Source organism: Mycolicibacterium sp. XJ2546, from assembly GCF_053483195.1.
Genome location: NZ_JBEFRW010000005.1, coordinates 116,804 through 135,175, shown reverse-complemented (window position 1 = coordinate 135,175; position 18,372 = coordinate 116,804). Strand labels below are relative to the sequence as shown.

The 18,372-nt window shown below is 67.2% G+C and carries 15 protein-coding genes; 5 read left to right on the top strand and 10 right to left on the bottom strand.

Translation table 11 applies throughout. From position 1 onward, the window contains the following. The first annotated feature begins 1 nt into the window (after position 1). Genes ABQE44_RS11105 through ABQE44_RS11090 form a run of 4 tightly spaced genes read left to right on the top strand, consistent with a single transcriptional unit; the run spans position 2 to position 4,270 of the window. Positions 2-1,273 (top strand): TetR/AcrR family transcriptional regulator C-terminal ligand-binding domain-containing protein, encoded by a 1,272-nt coding sequence (locus ABQE44_RS11105; protein ID WP_448429756.1) that lies wholly within the window; start codon positions 2-4, stop codon positions 1,271-1,273. An 18-nt stretch (positions 1,274-1,291) separates the two neighbouring features. Further along, positions 1,292-1,945, top strand: a complete 654-nt coding sequence (locus ABQE44_RS11100) for a 4Fe-4S dicluster domain-containing protein (protein WP_448429754.1) — start codon at positions 1,292-1,294, stop codon at positions 1,943-1,945. A 2-nt stretch (positions 1,946-1,947) separates the two neighbouring features. Continuing rightward, entirely contained in the window at positions 1,948-3,381 is a 1,434-nt protein-coding gene (locus tag ABQE44_RS11095) for a hypothetical protein (protein ID WP_448429752.1), read from the top strand. 7 nt (positions 3,382-3,388) lie between these two features. Then, positions 3,389-4,270, top strand: a complete 882-nt coding sequence (locus ABQE44_RS11090) for a molybdopterin-binding protein (protein WP_448429750.1) — start codon at positions 3,389-3,391, stop codon at positions 4,268-4,270. A gap of 19 nt (positions 4,271-4,289) precedes the next feature. On the opposite strand, the gene ABQE44_RS11085 is transcribed toward ABQE44_RS11090, so the two are convergent. The 10 genes from ABQE44_RS11085 to ABQE44_RS11040 form a co-directional block, all read right to left on the bottom strand. After that, entirely contained in the window at positions 4,290-5,117 is an 828-nt protein-coding gene (locus ABQE44_RS11085; RefSeq protein WP_448429748.1) for an SDR family NAD(P)-dependent oxidoreductase, read from the bottom strand. A 16-nt stretch (positions 5,118-5,133) separates the two neighbouring features. Continuing rightward, positions 5,134-6,291 carry an acyl-CoA dehydrogenase family protein gene (locus ABQE44_RS11080; protein WP_448429746.1) on the bottom strand — a complete coding sequence of 386 codons (1,158 nt, stop codon included), beginning with the start codon at positions 6,289-6,291 and terminating at the stop codon, positions 5,134-5,136. Positions 6,292-6,321: 30 nt separating this feature from the next. Further along, positions 6,322-7,098, bottom strand: a complete 777-nt coding sequence (locus ABQE44_RS11075; protein ID WP_448429744.1) for an SDR family oxidoreductase — start codon at positions 7,096-7,098, stop codon at positions 6,322-6,324. Beyond that, on the bottom strand, positions 7,095-7,985 hold the full coding sequence (locus ABQE44_RS11070; RefSeq protein WP_448429742.1) for an enoyl-CoA hydratase/isomerase family protein: 891 nt from the start codon (positions 7,983-7,985) through the stop codon (positions 7,095-7,097). Before ABQE44_RS11070 ends, ABQE44_RS11075 begins: the two co-directional genes overlap by 4 nt. Next, the gene (locus tag ABQE44_RS11065) at positions 7,982-9,169 is read right to left on the bottom strand and encodes an acyl-CoA dehydrogenase family protein (protein ID WP_448429740.1); all 1,188 of its coding nucleotides are present in this window, start codon (positions 9,167-9,169) and stop codon (positions 7,982-7,984) included. Before ABQE44_RS11065 ends, ABQE44_RS11070 begins: the two co-directional genes overlap by 4 nt. A 1-nt stretch (position 9,170) precedes the next feature. Continuing rightward, complete coding sequence (locus ABQE44_RS11060) at positions 9,171-10,949, bottom strand: acyclic terpene utilization AtuA family protein (RefSeq protein ID WP_448429738.1); 1,779 nt, start codon at positions 10,947-10,949, stop codon at positions 9,171-9,173. Then, on the bottom strand, positions 10,946-12,919 hold the full coding sequence (locus ABQE44_RS11055) for an acetyl/propionyl/methylcrotonyl-CoA carboxylase subunit alpha (protein ID WP_448429736.1): 1,974 nt from the start codon (positions 12,917-12,919) through the stop codon (positions 10,946-10,948). Before ABQE44_RS11055 ends, ABQE44_RS11060 begins: the two co-directional genes overlap by 4 nt. A gap of 11 nt (positions 12,920-12,930) precedes the next feature. Beyond that, a complete protein-coding gene (locus tag ABQE44_RS11050) occupies positions 12,931-14,523 on the bottom strand; it encodes an acyl-CoA carboxylase subunit beta (RefSeq protein WP_448429734.1) in 1,593 nt (530 codons plus the stop codon). A 63-nt stretch (positions 14,524-14,586) separates the two neighbouring features. Beyond that, complete coding sequence (locus ABQE44_RS11045; RefSeq protein WP_448429732.1) at positions 14,587-15,423, bottom strand: amidohydrolase family protein; 837 nt, start codon at positions 15,421-15,423, stop codon at positions 14,587-14,589. 3 nt (positions 15,424-15,426) lie between these two features. Beyond that, the gene (locus ABQE44_RS11040) at positions 15,427-16,578 is read right to left on the bottom strand and encodes an acyl-CoA dehydrogenase family protein (protein WP_448429730.1); all 1,152 of its coding nucleotides are present in this window, start codon (positions 16,576-16,578) and stop codon (positions 15,427-15,429) included. Between the two features lie 152 nt (positions 16,579-16,730). Between ABQE44_RS11040 and ABQE44_RS11035 the strand changes: the two genes are divergently transcribed. Next, on the top strand, positions 16,731-18,353 hold the full coding sequence (locus ABQE44_RS11035; RefSeq protein WP_448429912.1) for a pyruvate, phosphate dikinase: 1,623 nt from the start codon (positions 16,731-16,733) through the stop codon (positions 18,351-18,353). Positions 18,354-18,372 lie beyond the last annotated feature (19 nt).

Here is an 18,372-nt window from a genome sequence, read left to right as displayed (position 1 = left end):
AGTGGCGGCCTCGTCAGCACGGGGCACTCGGCCGCACCGCGGGACGGGCCGGCCGCGCGATCCCGACGTCGAGCGCCGGGCGCTGCAAGCCGCGAGGCTGATCTATGGGGAATCGGGCAAGTCGCAGGTGACTTTCGCCAATGTGGCGGCGCGCGCAGCGGTCGGCAAAGCCGCGCTGTATCGGCGGTGGGCGTCACCGATCGACCTGCTCATGGACGCGCTGCGCACCGCCGCGTGGCCAACCGGGATTCCAGATCTCGGTGATGCCCAAGCCGAACTCGCCGGGTTCGCCCGCGCCCTGATGGAGTTGTTCGTGTCCTCTGATGGGGCGGCAACGATGCGGCTCGCCACCGAGTTTCACGACGAGACCGAGCCGTTTCGGCAATGGATCACTGCGACTTCGCAAGCCATGATCGACCAGGCCGCGTGGGTGCTGCAGCGGGCCGCCCGACGTGGGGAACACTTGCCGAACCGGTCGCCGGAGACGGTGATGCAGATCCTCACCGGCACCTTGCTCAGCCACACGGTGTTTCGATTCCAGGCGGGCAGGCCGTTGCACGCGGCCGAGGCCGACCAATACTGTTGGAATCTCGCGGGTTTGGCCCTCGGTCGGGCCGAGTCGGCCCGGCCACGCGGCCCGCTGGCGCGGCGCAGCGAGGATTCCGCAGCCGCGACGGGGCCGAGCAACAGGAAAGCCGAACTTGTCCGGATCGCGCAACGGGTGGCCGCAAGCCGTGGGTTCGCCGAACTGACGCTGGCTGCCGTCGCGAAGTCCGCGGGGGTGAGCACTCCGGCGCTGTACACGCACTTCTACAGCCGCGACGACCTACTCAAGCAGGTCATCGAAGTCACCGCGCGAGAGTATGTCGAGGATCTCGCCGCCACCGATGATCCTGCCGGTTCGGTCGAGTCACGGCTGCGAATGCGCTTGCGCCGGTGGGCGACTATGCCCACACCACGGTTGCGGGTGCTCCATGGTGCCGTGGTGCACAGCCCGGATTCACCCGGTGTCAGGGCCGCGGTCCGGCGGGCACGCGCGGCATGGGATGCGTTCCTGCACGACGTCCTCGAACGCGGTCAGGCTCGCGGCGAAGTGCGCCCCGACGTCGACTTCGACGCGGCCGCACAGCTGTTGACCAGTTGCCTCTTCGGCGTCGAGGTGGCCGCCGACACGGGTCTGGCGGATATGTCGCTGCGTGCACTCAGCGACCGGTTGGTCGACATGTTCCTCGCCTACGTGTGCGCGAGAGACGGAGTTCTTAATCCCCATTAAGATCAGTAAGGAGACGTCATGGCCAAACGGATCACGATGGTCGCGGAGGTTATCGAGGACAACTGTACCGGGTGCAACAAGTGCGTCCTGGTTTGTCCGACGGTCGCCATCTCCATGCGGCCCAGAAGTTCGGATGAGCCTGGGCCGGGGCGAAACGTCGCCGTGATACAGGAAGACATCTGCTACAACGCGCAGAATTGCCTGGAAATGTGCCCCGACGATGCCATCGTGATGCACCCATTGGAGCAACCGTACGAGGTGGGCACCTCCGAACCCGAAGCGGCCGCGGAGGAGATCGGACAGCTGTGTATGCAAACCGGGATGCTGCCCGACATGCTGGTCTGTGTCTGCACCGACACCGTGGCCGGTGACCTGGCCGGCGCCATTCTCGACGGGGCCCACACCCCCGAGGACGTCGCCATCCGCACCGGCGCACGCACCGGATGCGTGGAAATCTGTCTCGACCCGATTCTGCGGCTCCTGGCTGCTGCCGGACATGGCGAGGAGCCGCGCAATCCGCGAAATGGCTACCAGTGGTACGGGATACCGGGGCGGCTGATGAATTTCGTCGGACCCGACGGTCAGGTCGATCTCGAGCTGGCGAACGAATATCCGCACCTACGGTTGCAGAAGGACGTAAACGCAATGATGTTCAAGATGGACGAGGCCTGACCATGATTACCGCTGCCATGCCCGCTCCGCCGCTGTTCCCCACCTGGAACGGCCGTGCGCCCGCAGATGTGGTCACGCCGCGGGCCGCCGAGATCGACGGCATCGTGACCCTGCCGATCCGCGAGCTCACACCCTGGCTGCCGGAACCGATCTGGACGCCACAGCGTGAGCTCGGCCGCACCGACGTGAACGAGGTCCGCAGGCGCACCCGGTCCCGGCTCGAAGCGCTTGATTGGTCCAGGATCAAGCCCGGAGACCGAGTCAACCTGATCGCCAACCCGCACGGGTTCGCCCTGTCGGGCGAGGCGTACGTGGTCATGCTCGAAGAAATTCAGGGCCATGTGCAGAAGGTGAGCGGCGCGTCGGTTCGGCTGCGCATTGCAGAATCGATGGGGCACATCGAGAATCCGGACTGGATGAAAATCTACGACCTGGAGCGTCGCTTCGGTGACGCCCGCGAATGCCCGCAGATCGGCCAAGGTGTCCAGATCGATACGCGGGTCGGCCCGATGTATCTGACCCGGCAGCTGTTCAACGCCGACCACTTCATCCACACCCACGTCACCGAGATGCGCGAAGGCTATCTGCATCGCATGATCGACCGGTTGTACAAGCCTTTCGGGATGGCCTACACGCGGTTGGAGACGCGCTCTGCCTACCATTTCGGCTATGGTCCCCGGACAGGCCAGTTGGTGGCGCGCGCGGTGTTCGACAGCGACTTCGTGCAGCAGCGATACGTGTCGACCGTGGTGCTCAACACCAGCCCGGAAGGCGTCATCGACGTCGACGCCGACAACGACCTGGGAAGGCTCGACCGACGGGTGGCGACCGACATCTTTCGCAACTACGCCGTCTTGATCCGGTTGATGAGCGAAGTCAAGGATGTGACGGTGGTGTTCGACGGTCACGGCAACACCATTTACAGCTATGCGGGCGGGATCCCGTTTGACGTTCTCTACTACTCCAACGCGGACTGGCTGGATCTCGACAATCCCGCGCTGTACGCGGTGCTTCTGCCCGAGTCGATTCGAGGCATGGTGGGGCAGTACATGATGGGTGAGAACGCCGACATCAAGGCGTATGTCATCAATTACATGGCTGGCGGGGTGCCGTACATGTATCTCCTCAAGGGTGTGCCGACGTTCGTCACCAGCGCGCAGGTGCTGGAATGGTTGCAGCAGGACCCGTCGGGATGCTGGATCGGCGACCGGGCCGAGATGACCAACGGTCTTACCGACGCTCTCGCCCGCAGTAGGGAGATCGCACAGTCCGACAACGTCCTGGTGTATGACAACCTGCCAGGCGCCCTCCATGTTTCGGAGTCGCTTGCGGACGCGCTGCGTGTGGCCGCGCCGCAGGTGAAAGAAGACGTCGAGAACATCCGCATGCCGAAATGGCTGGCCCAGCGCGACCTTCCAGCCGTGACGCTGAGCTGAGCACGGTATGCCCGAGGTCGAACTGTTGGACAAGACCGAGGTGTGGGTGCGCGGTGTCGCACTCGACGGAGCGAACCTCGGCCAACTCGCCGCGACCGCTGCACACGCACTGACGATCGCCCCCGAGTCGGTGTTCGTCACCGACGCCCGCGACGATCACGTGGTGTTCGACGTTCTGCAGCCGCGGATGGAGCTCGCGAGCATCGTCGGCCGCGAGCCGGACCTGTTGGCGGCGCTGGCGCAGGTACCTGGCGTCGTCGTGGCCGATGGCGCCTCGGTGCACTCGCGCGGTGTGATCGGGATGATCGGCACCCCGCCGAAAGAGGTCGAACGCACGCTCACCCGAGCCGGACAAACAGATCAGCGGTTACGCCGATACATTTCGTCACGAGTCGCGGTGGTGTCGACCGGTCCTGAGGTGGTTTCCGGCCACATCGAAGACACCAACGCCGCGGCGGTGGCGGAAGGCATGGGTGGCGCCGGGTTCGAGGTGACGGCCGCAGGAGCCGTGGTCGACGACGACGACGCCATCCTCGGACGAATCCTGCGGCTGGTATCTGAAGGCTTCGGCGTGATCATCACCACCGGCGGTGTCGGAGCCGAGGACAAGGACCGCACGATCGAGTCGCTGCAGCGCGCCGACCCCGGACTGGCGACGGGGATCCTGGCAACCTACGCCGTGGGTCACGGCCGTCACGTCAAGCCCCACGTGCAGGTCGGCGTCGGCCAGATCGAGTGGACTCGGGTGATCGCCCTGCCCGGACCCACCCGGGAGGTACGAGCCGCCCTACCTATCGTGGTACGTGGCCTGCAGGAGCAGTGGAGCAACGCGCGGCTGGCTGAGCAGATCGCCGAAGTTCTCAAACAGCTGCTGCGACAGCCCAGCTGATGCGGATACACGGATTCGACTACTCGGACCCGCCGTCGACGTTGAGCAGCACGCCGTTGACATAGCCGGCGCGTTCGGAGACCAGAAATGTGATCGCGTCGGCGATGTCGTCGGGCACCCCGAGCCTCGTGCCCCACGTCGCCTGGCCCCAGCGACTGTTGGCGTCAGCGAAGTAATCGTCTTCGGTGCCACCGGTTTCCGCCATCCACTGCCTGCGTTTCGCGGCGATCTGTTCGTTGACGATCATCCCGGGCAGCACCGCGTTCGCCCGAATACCCCGGGGACCGTACTCACGGGCCAGGTTCTTGGTGAAATGGGCCAGCGCCGCCTTCTGAGCTGAATAATGCGCCAGCCGCGGAATGAAGTGCCGGATGGACATCGCCGAGGTGGTGACCACGGCGCCCCCGCCCGATTCGAGCATCAGCGGAATCCCGGCACGGCACGCCCGCACCGACGACATCAGCACCGACTGATACGCCCGGTCCCACCAGTCGTCGGGCTCGGTGACGGATACGCCCACCTCGCACACGCCGACGGTGTTGACCAGGATGTCGAGCCGTCCATGCTTCGCCTCGACGGCGGCGACGGCGCACTCGGCCTGGCCTGGTTCTGTCAGATCGGCGGCGACGGGCAGCGCCGACGCCGCTCCGGCTGCCAGCGCATCGGCCGCCACCGCCTCCAACTCGGGCTTGGCCGTGTATCGGTACTGCTCGTCGCCCTGGGAGTGGCCCCGTGAGCAGACCACCAGATGAGCCCCTTCGGCGGCGAGGCGCATCGCGGTCGCCCGACCCATCCCCTGGGTGGCGCCGAGCACCAGCGCCACCTTCTCCTGCAGACCCAGATCCATGGTGTGAATACCTTTCTCAGCCTCGGGGCAGCCCGAGCCAGCGTTGGGCGATGATATTGCGCTGAATCTCGCTGGTACCACCGATGATCGACAGCACCGTCGAAGCCCGCAGAAAGTGCTCGGCATCCTCTGCGAGCGGGTCACCGCTGTCGCGGGTGTAGGCGTCCGGCCCCAGCGCGTCGACCAGCCATTGCGCAACTCGCTGCGCCACCGCGGGTCCGTGCAGCTTGCTCATCGACGCCTCACCGCTGGCGGCCTCACCGCGGTCACCGAGCGCGACCACCTGCTGGCCGAGCAGACGCTCGGCCTGCAGGTCCACCAGGAACTCGCCGATCTGGCGGTAGTTGGCCTCGTCGAGGTCGGCGCCTTGGGTGCCGACCCGGTCGAGGTAGCGAGCCAACAGCAGCCGGGCCTCACGTCCGCCGAAGCTCATCGAGCGTTCCATGTCCAGCGCCTGCGACATCATCGTCCAGGCCTTGCCTTCGTCGCCGATCAGGTTGCGCGCCGGAACCGATACCTTGTCGAAAAAGCAGGCGTTGACTCGCCATCCGCCCATCACCCGCACCGGCTGGATGGTCACTCCGGGGGCGCGAGCGTCGATCATCAACAGCGACAGACCGCGATGCCGGGTGCTGTCGGGATCGGTGCGCACCAGGGTGAAGATCCAGTCGGCTAGGTGTGCGCCGGACGTCCACATCTTCTGCCCGTCGACGACGAAGTCACCGGCGGGCGTCCGAGAGGCCTTGGTGCGCAGCGCAAGCATGTCGCTGCCCGCCTCGGGCTCACTGTAGCCGCCAGCGTAGCTCCACGATGCATCGAGAATACGGGGAAGATGTTCTGCGGCAAGGTCTTGCGGCCCGAACGTCGCCAACATCCAGCCGACCGCTTCGGCCTGCTCCAGGCCGTACGTCGGCAGCCCGGCCGAATCGAGTTCCTCGTGCGCGACAAACCGCTCGGTCTGCGACGCCGGACGCCCCGACGGTTCGGGCCAGCCCAACCCGATGACGTGCTGACGCACCAACCACGGGTTGAACAAGGTGGGAGCCTGCCGGTCACTTTCCAACTCGGCCATTTCCGCGCGCATCGCGGCCATATCGTCGGCGCTGAACTCGTCGATCGCGCCGCGCAGCCGGTCGCGCAGCTCGCGTTCACCTGCGGTGAGCCGAAATTGCATCGTGCACAGTCCCTTCCGGATAGAGCGGGGTCAGGCCAGCAGGCTGTAGCCACCGTCGACGGGGATGGTGAGCCCGGTGACGAACCGGAAGTCGCTGGACAACAGCGAGACGATGACCGAGGCGAGTTCGTCGGGGTGCCCCAGCCGGCGCAGCGGGGTTTTCTGCGCGACGGCCGCCTGCATGTCGGCGACGCCGGCGATGATGCCCTCGCCGCCGTGGCCGGGGTTGTCCACCAGGGACGGAGAGATACCGTTGACCCGCACCCCGCGCGGCCCCAACTCGGCGCCGAAGTAGCGGACGAGGTTCTCCATCGCCGCCTTCGCCGGGCCGATGGCGCCGTAGTAGCGGGCATAGTGGTTGGCGCCGAGGCTGCTGACCGCCACCACCGCCCCGCCGACCTTCTCGAGTTCGGGTAGCGCGGTGCGGATCGCCTCCCACAGCCCCCATACCTGGACGTCGAATACCCGGTCGTATTCTTCGCGGGTCACCTTCAGGGTGCGCCCGGCGACGATGGGCACCGCGGTGGTCACCAGTCCCCCCAGACCGCCCAACGCTTCGACGGCCGCGTCCACCAGCCCGGCCGGGTCCGTGCCGAGGTCACCGCGCACGAGCACGGGCCGCGGGCCGCCGGTGTCGGCGGCCAGATTCTGTGTTTCCTCTGCCGCCGCATCGTTTTCCACGTAGCCGATCGCGCAGGCGATCCCCGCTGTGGCCAGTTGGACCACGGCGCTGCGACCGATCCCGCGGCTGCCGCCGATGACGAGAACCTTGTCGGGCAGCGTGCGTGCGTACGTCTGCGCCGTCACTGCGCCGACCCCGTCCCGTAGTGCTCGTCGCGCTTGCGGAACGCCTCGCTGGTTCCGCTCTTGGCGCGTTCCTTGACGAAGTTGAACTCGTCGGGTTCGAACCGGAGGTTCGTGCCGTAACTGTGGAACAGGTACGCGGTGGTCTCCTCCAGTCCGAGCGCCGAACTCGCCTCCACCAGACGGTAGGCCTCCTTGGCGATCGCGAGGCCGTCCGCGGGCATTTTGGCGACCAGCGCAGCCAGCGCCTCCGTCTCCGCGGCGACGTCCTGCTCGTCGACGAACCGGGTGAACAGCTTGGCGGACTCGAACTCCGCGCCGGTGGCCGTGCGGCCGGTCAACATGAGGTCGCGCGCGACGACGGGACCCAACCGGTGCATGAACAACGCCACGTTGCCGAGCACCGGTCCGAGGAACCGCGCGGCAGGCATGCCGATCTTGGCCTGGCGCGACACCACGGCAAGGTCCGCGGCCAGTGCGAGTTCCAGGCCCAGACCCAGCGCGTAGGACTCGACCTGCACGATGGTGGCCTTGGGGAACCCGATGAAATCGTGAAACATCCGCTGGCCCTTGCGGTCCACGGCCAGCCGGCGCCGTTGGCTGGGCCGGCGGTCGTCCCCGGGGGTGTCGTACCAGCCGTACGCCCGGTTGAGGTCGACGCCGGTGGTGAAGACGCCGCCCTCGCCCCTGACCAGCACCACCTTGATGGCGTCGTCCTCGGCGATGTCGTCGAGGTAGCGGCCCATCAGCTCGCAGTCCTCGGGGGCCATCGCGTTCTTCTTCTGCGGGTTGCAGATCGTGATCCGCGCGATGTGGTTGTCGTGGTCCTTGTCCAACCGCACCCGATCGGTGCTTTGTTGCGCAGCGGATGTGGATTCCGTTGTGGTCATGGTCGGCCTGCTTTCTGTGATTTCTCGTGGTCGTCGAAGAACTGCTTGCTGATCAGATCGCGGGCCAGCACCCGCAGCATCACCTCGTCGGCGCCACCGCCGATGGACAGCAACCGGGAGTCCCGGAAAAACCGCGACGTCCAGGTCTCGGCCATGTAACCCATGCCTCCGTGATACTGCAGGCAGGTGTCGGCCACCCGGCGAATCAACTTTCCGGCCAGCAGTTTCGCGCTGCTGGTGCGGCGGGTGACGTCGGCGCCCGCGACGATGAGCTCGGCGCAGGAGTGCGCGTACCGTTTGAGCGCGTCGACCTCACAGGCCAGCTCGGCCAGGGTGTACTGCAGGTACTGGTTGTCGATGAGCCTGGCGCCGAACGCGGGTCGCTGCTGGAGGTAGTCGATGGTGAGCTCGATCGCGGTTTCCATCTGGCCGACAGCTTGATACACGGCGCTGATGCGTTCGGTCTGGAATTGTTCCATCTGCTGCTGAAATCCCCGCCCGATTTCGCCGATGGTGTTGGCTACCGGAACCCGGACCCGGTCGAAGGTCAACTCGGCGGTGTCAGAGCACCAGTTGCCGAGTTTGGCCAGTGATCGGCTGACGGTCAGGCCCGGGCTCTTGGTGGGAACGATCACCTGGCTCATGCCGCGGTAACCGCCCTCGTCGGAGGTGCGCACCAACAGGCACAGCCAGTCGCCCTGGACACCGTTGGTGATGTAGGTCTTGGCGCCGGTGATCAGCCAGTCGGCGCCGTCGCGGACGGCCCTGGTGCGAATGCCCGCGACGTCGGAACCGGCGTCCGGTTCGGTCACCGCGATCGAACAGATCTGTTCGCCGGAAATCGCGGGCACCAGGTACTCCCGCTTGAGTTCGTCGCTGCCGTGCTTGTGCAGCGACGGGGTGGCCATGTTCGCCTGTACGTTGTAGGCCATCGGAATTCCGTTGCCCGGCAGCCGGCCGAACTCCTCGCATGCGATGACGGTGAACCAATGGTCGGCACCCTCCCCGCCGTACGCCGGGTCGTACTGCAGACCGAGCAGGCCCAGCTTGGCGAACTCCGGGAAGAGTTCGTGGGCGGGAAAGCGACCCGCCTTCTCCCACTCCTCGTAGCGCGGCGCGACGGTCCTGGCCAGCATCTCGCGCACGCTGGTGCGGAAGAGGTCATGCTCCTGGCTGAACTGCATGTCAGCCCTCCGTCGAGATGAGTTGTGGCACCAGGGTGCTGGGCACCCGGGCCCGGACCGCGCGGAATCGCTCGCCCAGGCTCTTGGCCTGAGGGTCTTCGCGCAGCGATGCCGCGACGCCGTTGCCGAGCAGCCCGACGATGACGACGTTGAACGCCAGCAGGTTGGGCAGCGCGTAGACGCGGATCTCGTGGGGCGCGAGTTCGGGCAGCAGTGTGGTGAGCCGGTCCGGGTCGGTCAGGTATTCGAGCAACGGCATGTCCCGTTCGTCCCGTACCCACAGGGCGAGGTTGGCGTTGCCGCCCTTGTCGCCCGAACGCGCACCCACGTAGGCGCCGACGTTGATCGTCGTGAGCTCGACGCCGCGGAACGCGTTGTCGCCAAGGGCTGGCCGCGGTTCATCAACAGGCATCGTCCGGGTTTCGAAAGGTGTGGCCACGTCGGCTTCTCGCCCGTCGACGCGGACCCGCGCCCGCAGGTGTGATGCGTCGATCAGGGTGGGCCAGCCCATCATGAACTCCGTCGCCGACCCTGGTGGTGTCGTCAGGTACAGACCGGGAAAGCTGCCCAGCGCGGTGGCCACCACCGCCGAGGAGAACTCGCGGCCCACGATCGCGGCGTCCGCGTCGGCCACCGAGATGCGCAGGTAACTCTGGTCGGCCGGATCATCCGAATCCAGGCTCGCCCCAACGACTTCGACTGCCGATTCAGCGAAACGTCCACGGCCGTCGCGAACCTGCGCCCAGACCGCTCGTTCGGCGAGCTCCGCTTTGGCGCGACGGTTGGCGCCGGTGAGGGCCAGCGTCATCGAGTTACGGAAGCCACCCGGATAGGTCAGCAGTGCCTTCGCCATCGAGGGGGCGGGTTCCCCGCGTGTGCCGCAGATCTGTACCCGGTCGGTCTCCAGCTGGCGCACCCGCACGGTGTCAAAGCGTGCGACCACATCGGGAACGGGATACCGGGGACCGGCGATCTCGTACAGCAGCTGAGCGGTCACCGTGTCCACCGTCACCGCGCCGCCGGTGCCTGGTTGCTTGGTGATGACACTGCTTCCGTCAGAGGCGATTTCCGCGATCGGAAAGCCGGGCTCGGTGAGGTCGGCGATGTCGGTGAAGAACGCGAAGTTACCGCCGGTGGCTTGGGTGCCGCACTCGATGGTGTGGCCGGCGACGGTTGCGCCGGCGAGCGCGTCGAAGTCGTCGGCGCTCCAGCGGTGCCACCACGCGGCGGCGCCCGACACCACCGCGGCGTCCGCGACCCGTCCGGTGATGACCACGTCGGCGCCCGCGCGCAGCCCCGCCGTGATCGCGTGACCGCCGAGGTAGGCGTTCGCGGCGACCACGTCCTTGCTGTCACCGGTCCAGGTCTGCCCGGTGTCCAGATGCGGGAAGGCCTCGCCCGCTGCGCGCAGTTCGTCGAGTCGCTCGGTCAGGTCGTCACCGCCGACGACGGCCACGGAGATGGCGATGCCGAGCCGATCTGCGATCTGGCGCACCTGGTCGGCACAGCCCTGCGGGTCGATGCCACCGGCGTTGGACACCACCTTGACGCCGCGCTCACGGCATTGACCGAGCACCTGTTCCATCTGGGTAACGAACGTCGTGGCGTAACCGGCCCGGCCCCGCTCGCGGCTCTTGGCCAGGATGGACATCGTCAGCTCGGCGAGCCAGTCGCCGGTGAGCACATCGATCGGGTCGGGCCCGTCGAGCAGTTGCGCCGCCGCGCTGACCCGGTCGCCGAAGAAACCCGAGCAGTTGGCGATGCGGCATGGGCGGGTCACGAAGGGTCCTCGAGTTCCACCAGAACACCGCCTGCGGCAACCGCCTGGCCGGCTTCGACGAGCACCTTCGCCACCACGGCGTCCGCCGAGGCCCGGATGACGTGTTCCATCTTCATCGCCTCGACCACCACCAGCCGGTCTCCGGCCGAAACCCGCTGGCCGACAGAGACATGCACGGACTGGACGGTGCCGGGCATCGGCGATGTGGGTCCGCCGAGGATGCTGTCGACACTCGCCACGGCGAACCGCGGCTCGACCGTCATCGCGACCTGCCCCGTGCCGCCGTTGACCCAGACCCGCGCGCCCCCGTCCGCGGCGAGGTCGCCATCGGCGATCACCTGCAACACCCGGGTGACGCCGTCGACTTCGACGCGCCAGCGGTGGCCGTTCCGGGCCAGGGAACGGACCGTGAAGTCGTCGTCGTTCACCCGGAACGGGCCGAACGGCTGGCCGGCAGCGGACGGCGGGCGATACGACAGTTCATAACGGGCGCCGTGGTCGTCCACCACCGTGCACTGCACCGGCGGGCGGGGCGCGTTCGACCACGCCGGCGAGAGCGGCCACACGGTTTTGGCCCTGTCGACCGCGGCAGCCACGACCGCGCCCACCGCGTGCACCGGAAGTGGCGTCGCTGCAACCAGATCGGCGCGCCGTTCCAGCCAGTTCACCGTCACCGCACCGCGCTCGTACTCCTCGTCGGTGAGGATCCGTTGCAGGACCGCGATATTGGTGGCCGGACCGTGCAGTTGCAGGCTGCCCAACGCGTCGCCGAGCGCCCGGATGGCCCGATTCCGGGAGGTCCCGCGCGCGATGACCTTGGTGATCATCGAGTCGTAGTGCGGGCTGATGGACACGCCCGAACAGATCCCGTCCTCGTAACGGACGCCTTCGTCGTGCGGATGCCAGTACCGGCGCACATACCCCGAACTGGGCAGCCACCCGGCGTACGGGTCTTCGGCGCACACGCGTGCCTGAATCGCGTGCCCGGTGAAGGTGATCTCGGACTGGCTGATGGGCAGTGGGGCACCGGAGGCGATATCAAGTTGCAGGGCTACCAGATCGATGCCGGTGACCTCCTCGGTGACGGTGTGCTCGACCTGGAGTCGAGTGTTCATCTCCAGGAAGAAGAAGTCCTCACCCTGCACCAGGAACTCACAGGTGCCCGCACCGACGTAGCCGATCTCCTCGGCGAGGCGAACGGCCGCCGCCGCCATCGCCGAGCGCAACTCGGGGTCGACGAGCGTCGCCGGACATTCCTCGAGAAGTTTCTGATGCCGCCGCTGCACCGAGCATTCGCGATCGCCGAGATGCACGACGTTGCCGTGGGTGTCACCGAAGATCTGAACTTCGATGTGGCGGGGGCCGGCAAGGAAGCGCTCGAGAAATACGGTGCCGTCACCGAACGCCGCCGTTGCCTCACGTTGCGCCGAGGCCACCGCGGTAAGCAGGTCGCCCGCACTCTCGACGAGCCGAATGCCGCGCCCGCCACCGCCGGCGCTGGCCTTGACCAGCAGGGGGTATCCGACGCGGGCGGCCAGCTCCAGCAGATCGGCGGTCGCGCCGCTGATCACCGCGTCAGGCAGAACCGGCACCGACGCCTTGCGCGCCAACTCCTTGGCGCGGACCTTGGAGCCCATCGCCGCGACGCATTCGGCCGGCGGCCCCACAAAGACCAGGCCCGCCGCCGCGACGGCCTGCGCGAACTCCGCACTCTCGGCAAGAAACCCGTAGCCGGGGTGCACGGCATCGCAGTTCGTGCGTTGCGCCGCGTCCAGCACGGCCGCGATGTTCAAGTAGGTGTCGGCGGCGGATTGGCCGGGCAGCCGAACCGCCTCGTCGACGTCATCGAGGTAGGGCAGTTCCGCATCGACGTCGGAGTACAGCCCCACCGTGCGGACACCGCGGACAAGCGCTGCGCGTGCCACTCGGCTCGCCACTTCACCTCGGTTAGCGATCAACAAACGATGCACGGGTTTCCTCACTAGAACCGGAAGACGCCGAAGCCGCTCGGCGGACGGACACCCGCCGGTTCGGCGGTGCGTGACATAGCGAAGGCGACGGTGAGCGCGGCACGGCTGTGGCGCGGGTCGATGATGCCGTCGTCCCAGCCGCGCCCGGTGGCGTAGAGCGCGGTGGATTCGGACTCGATCCGTTCCTCGTCGTTGGCGCGTTGGGCGGCATCGGCGGTGTCGTCGAACTCGAGGTTGCGCGAGGCCGCTGAACGCCGACGGACGATCGACATCACGCCGGCCAGCTGCCTGCCGCCCATCACCGCGATGCGATGGGTGGGCCAGGTCAGTACCAGACGCGGCCGGTAGGCCCGGCCGGCCATCGCGTAGTTTCCCGCGCCGTAGCTGACACCGACCATCAAAGTGACGTGGGGGACGCGCGAGTTGGCCACCGTGTTGATCAGCTTCGCGCCGTCTTTGATGATGCCCCCCTTCTCGGCCGCGGTGCCGACCATGAAGCCGGTGATGTTCTGGACAAACAGAAGTGGAGTCGCCAGCTGGTTGCACAGCTCGATGAACTGGGCGCCCTTCTGTGACTCGGAGGAGAACAGGATGCCGTTGTTGGCGAGGATGCCGATCGGCATGCCGTTCAACTCGGCCCAGCCGGTCACCAGGTTGGGCCCATAGAGCGGCTTGAACTCATCGAACTCCGAGGCGTCGACGATGCGGCCGATCACCTCACGGATGTCGAAGGGTGTCTTCGGATCGTCCGGGACGATGCCGAGCAGCTCGTCGGGATCGTGGACGGGCGCGGGCCCACCGGGAACCAAATCCACGTGAGCGAACCGGGAGATCACCGAACGGGCCTGCCGGATCGCATCGGCCTCGTCGGCGGCCAGGTAATCGGCCAGCCCCGAGATCCGCGCATGCATGTCGGCGCCGCCGAGTTCCTGCTCGGTTACGTCCTCGTCGATGGCCATCTTCACTAGCGGCGGGCCGCCGAGAAACGCGTAACCGCGGTCCTTGACGAAGACGGTGTAGTCGCTCATCCCGGGCAGATAGGCACCGCCGGCCGTCGATGAGCCGAAAACGATTGACACCGTAGGAATTCCGGAGGCCGACAACTCGGTGAGCCGACGGAACTGTTCGCCGCCGGGCACGAAGATGTCGGCCTGCTTGTCCAGATCGGCGCCGCCGGACTCCACCAGGGTGACGACGGGAAGTCGGTTGGCTTCCGCGATGTCCATGGCGCGCAAGGTTTTGGTGATCGAGGTCGGTGAAAGCGACCCGCCGCGCACGGTGGGATCGTTGCCGATGACCATGACCGGGCGCCCGCAGATTTCGGCGACGGCGGTGATCAGACCGCCGCCGAGCGGGTCGGTGGTCCCCCACCCGGCCAGCGTGGACAGTTCGAGGATGAAGCCGTGCCGGTCGACCAGAAGCGCCAGACGTTCACGCACCGGTAGCTTTCCCCGATCGCGGTGGCGTTGGACGGACGCGCTGGAGCCGCCCTGCGCGACCTGGTTCTGCAGGTCGGTGACCTCGGCGAGCAGCGCCTGCGTGCGCGTTCGGGCCCGTCGATAGGGCTCGCTCGACGGAACGACCTCAGTAGCGAGAACCGGCAAGACACCTCCAAATTGTTAACCTGGTTATATAAAAGATGTGGTCTGGAGGCAAGCCCCGCCCGATCACCGACGCAGCGCGAACGCCTTCGCGGCGTTGTCATGCAGAAAAAGACGCTCGACCTCGGGCTTGAGCGCCAGCTCGGACAGCCCGGCCATCGCCGCCTCGAAGGTGAGGATCGGCCAGTCGCTGGCCCAGATGCATTTGTGCCGCCCGTAGGTGCGCAGGAAGTGGGTGAACGTGGCCGGGTAGTATTTGGGCAGGTGCGCGCTCGTGTCGATGTACACGTTGGGATGCTTGGCGGCCACCGCGATCATCTCCTCGGTCCACGGCCAGCCGATGTGCCCCGCGACGATGCGCAGCTCGGGAAAGTCGATGGCGATCCGGTCGATGTGGCCGGGCCTGCCGGTTTCCGAGGTGTAGGTCGACGGGCCCGTTCCACCGACCTGGATCTGCAAGGTGATGTCGAGCTCGACACAAGCCGCATACAGCGGATACCACTGGGCCTCGGTGGGCAACTTGTCCAGGATGAACGGCTCGAGTTTCAACCCCACGAAGCCGTGCTCGGTCACCAGCCGGCGCAGCTCGTGCACTGCTGGCATCACCCCGTCGACCGACCAGGGGTTGACGCTGGCGACGCCGATCAGCCGATCGGGATACCGCGCAACCGCCCGCATCACATCGTCGTTCGGTATCAGCGGTCCAGCGGAGCACAGCGCCCTGTCGACGCCGTTGGCGTCCATCTCCTCGACGAGGGTCTCGAGGGGCATGCCGGCACGCAGGCGTGCGCCGTGCGCCATGCGATCGGCCAGGGTGAAGTTGCGCGACGGCATATTGGCGACCGTTTCGGGCAGCCACGGCTGCACCCAGGCGTCGATGATCGGCAGGCGGTCTTCGGCCATGGCTCAGCTCCTCGGCAGGCCGAGCACCCGCTCGGCGATCATCGTCTTCACTATCTCGTCGGTACCTCCGGCGATGCGGAAGGCCGGCGCCGAGAGCGCCACCAACCGCCAGTCGTCGAGCCCGGAGTCCGGCGCCGACAGCGCGTTGCCCAGCCGGTCGGCGACCGCGTCGGCGAGCGCGGACACCACCGTCCCGGTGGCCAGCTTGGCCAGCGCGGCCTCCGGGCCGGGAGTCTCACCGGCGAGCAGGCGTCGATGGATGCCGGCCTCGAACGCGGCCAGGGCCCGTTGGTCGATCACGGCGTCGAGAAACCGCTCCCGGGCGCTGGTATCTGGCCAGCCGAGCAGGGCGGCCTGGCGCACCAGCCGGCCGAGCGAGCGCCCGAAACTGGAGAACCGTTCGAAGCCCAACGTCGTCATCGCCACCGACCAGCCGCCGCCGACCTCGCCCAAAACCGCGTCGGCCGGCAGGTCGACGTCGTCGAAGAAGACCTCCGAGAATGAGGCGCCCCCGGTCATCTGCTTGAGCGGACGGACCTGGATGCCGGGCGTCGACATGTCCACCACGAAGGCGGTCAGGCCCCGGTGCCGCGCCTGTGGCGGATCGGTGCGCGCCAACAGGTAGCCGTATCGGGCGTGGCGCGCCTCCGACGTCCACACTTTTTGACCGTTGATCCGCCAGCCGGCCTCGGTGCGCACGGCGCCGGTGGCCACGCTGGCGAGGTCGCTGCCCGCACCCGGTTCGCTGAACAGCTGGCACCAGACTTCTTCGCCGCGCAGGATCGCCGCGCAATGCTTGCGCTGGTCCGTTGTGCCGACCGCCAGCAGCGTCGGGCCCACCATCTCGAGCGTCACGCCGAACAGGCCACGCGGCACGGCGTACTCGGTTTCGAGATCGGCCCAGGCCAGGGCATACGCCGAGGGCAGCGCGCGACCACCGACCTCGCGCGGCCACGTCAGGCCCGCGAATCCGTGATCGTAGAGCAGTCGCTGCCAGTCGACGCACCGGCTGCGGAACGCCTCAGGATCTGTGATCTCGCGGAACTGGGCGAACATCGCATCCGGGAAGCCGTCGGGGCGGTATTCGGCATGCGCATCGAGAAATGCCCGGGCGTCTCGGACGAAAACCTCGACCGAAGGCGGTTGTGGTTCCATCGCACTTCCTACTGTGGGGTGAGCACCGGATGGCAGCTTAATCGCTAACCTGGTTATATGATAGTGATATCACGTTGTCGCGAGGAGTATCAGTGAGTTCTCCGTCCTCTGCTTTTCAGGACTCGGTCGCCATCGAGCTATTGGGGAACCAACTGGAGGACGGACAACTCGTCGTCCGCCTCGACGGCAGCCGCATCTATCCCCGGATGATGGTCGGAGGCAAGGCGCACGGGCTCTCCAAGATCCGCGCCGCGGGGCTCCCGACACCACCGGCGTTCACGGTCACGGTCGATGCGTGCAGACAGTACTTCGAAGCACCCGACGACCTGATGGCCCGGCTGTGGCCGCAGATCGAGGAGGGGGTCGGCTGGCTGCAGGCGCAGACGGACCACACGTTCGGACGCGGCCCCGTGCCGCTTCTGGTGTCGGTCCGCAGCGGTGCTCCGGCCAGCATGCCGGGGATGATGGACACGGTGCTCAACCTCGGCATCAACGATGACGTCGAACGCATCCTCGCCGAGAAGTGCGGTGCCCGGTTCGCGGCGGACACGCACCAGCGGTTCCGCGAGCTGTTCTGCCAAGTGGTCGCTCCGGCCGACGGGCAGGTACCCGCCGACCCGTTCCTGCAACTGCGGGCCGCCGTGACCGCGGTGTTCGAGTCGTGGAACTCACCGCGGGCGGTGTCGTATCGGCGCCACCACGGGCTCGAGGGCAAGATGGCCGGCACCTCAGTGACAGTGCAGGCCATGGTGTTCGGCAACCTGGACGACCAATCCGGCACCGGCGTGCTCTTCAGCCGAAATCCGCTGACCGGGGCCAAAGAACCGTACGGCGAATGGCTGCCCGGTGGTCAGGGCGAGGACGTGGTGAGCGGCAAGTCCGATCCCCTCCCGCTGACGGTGCTCGCCCAGACTCATCCCGCGCTCCATTCCCAACTCATCGACGCGGCGACCTGGCTGGAGAACGACGGAGCCGACGTGCAGGACATCGAGTTCACCGTCGAGGCGAGCAAGCTCTACCTGCTGCAGACCAGGGCGGCGAAACGGTCGGCCCGCGCCGCTGTCACCATCGCGGTGGCGTTGCAGCGGGAGGGGCTGATCGACGTTGACGAGGCGTTGGGCCGCGTCACCCCCGCACAGCTGGAATCCCTGCTTACACCGGTCATCGAACCCTCGGCCCTCGCCGATGCGACCGCGGTGGCGACCGGGCTACCGGCGTGCCCCGGGGTCGGGGCGGGGCGCGTGGTCACCGACTGCGAGTCGGCCGAGGACGCCTTCGACGAGGGCGAGGACGTCGTGCTGGCCCGCGAAACCACCAGCCCCGACGACGTCGGGGGAATGATCGTCGCTCGCGCCGTGATCACCGAACAGGGCGGGGCGACGTCGCACGCGGCGGTCGTGAGCCGCGAGCTGCACACCCCGTGCGTCGTCGGTTGCGGCAAGGGTGCGCTTTTGGCCCTGGCCGGCACCGACGTCACTGTCGACGGGGTGACCGGCCACGTGTACGCCGGGCTGCTACCCCTCACCCGGCCGTCGGAAGACGGCGACCCGGCCATGGCGAAGCTGCTGGGGTGGGCGCGCGAGCGAAGCCAGGTCCAGGTGCGCAAGGCCGGCACTCCACACGCCGCGGGTCTGCCGGTCGTGGACCATCGCGACCCCTCGACGTTGACAACTGCGCTGGCATCGGGGGCCACGGCGCTCGCGGCAGAACATCCCTTACCCACCATCTTGGTGCTGCTACGGCTGACGGAGAATGTCGACGGCGCTATGCGCTAACCAGGATTGCTAATTAGAT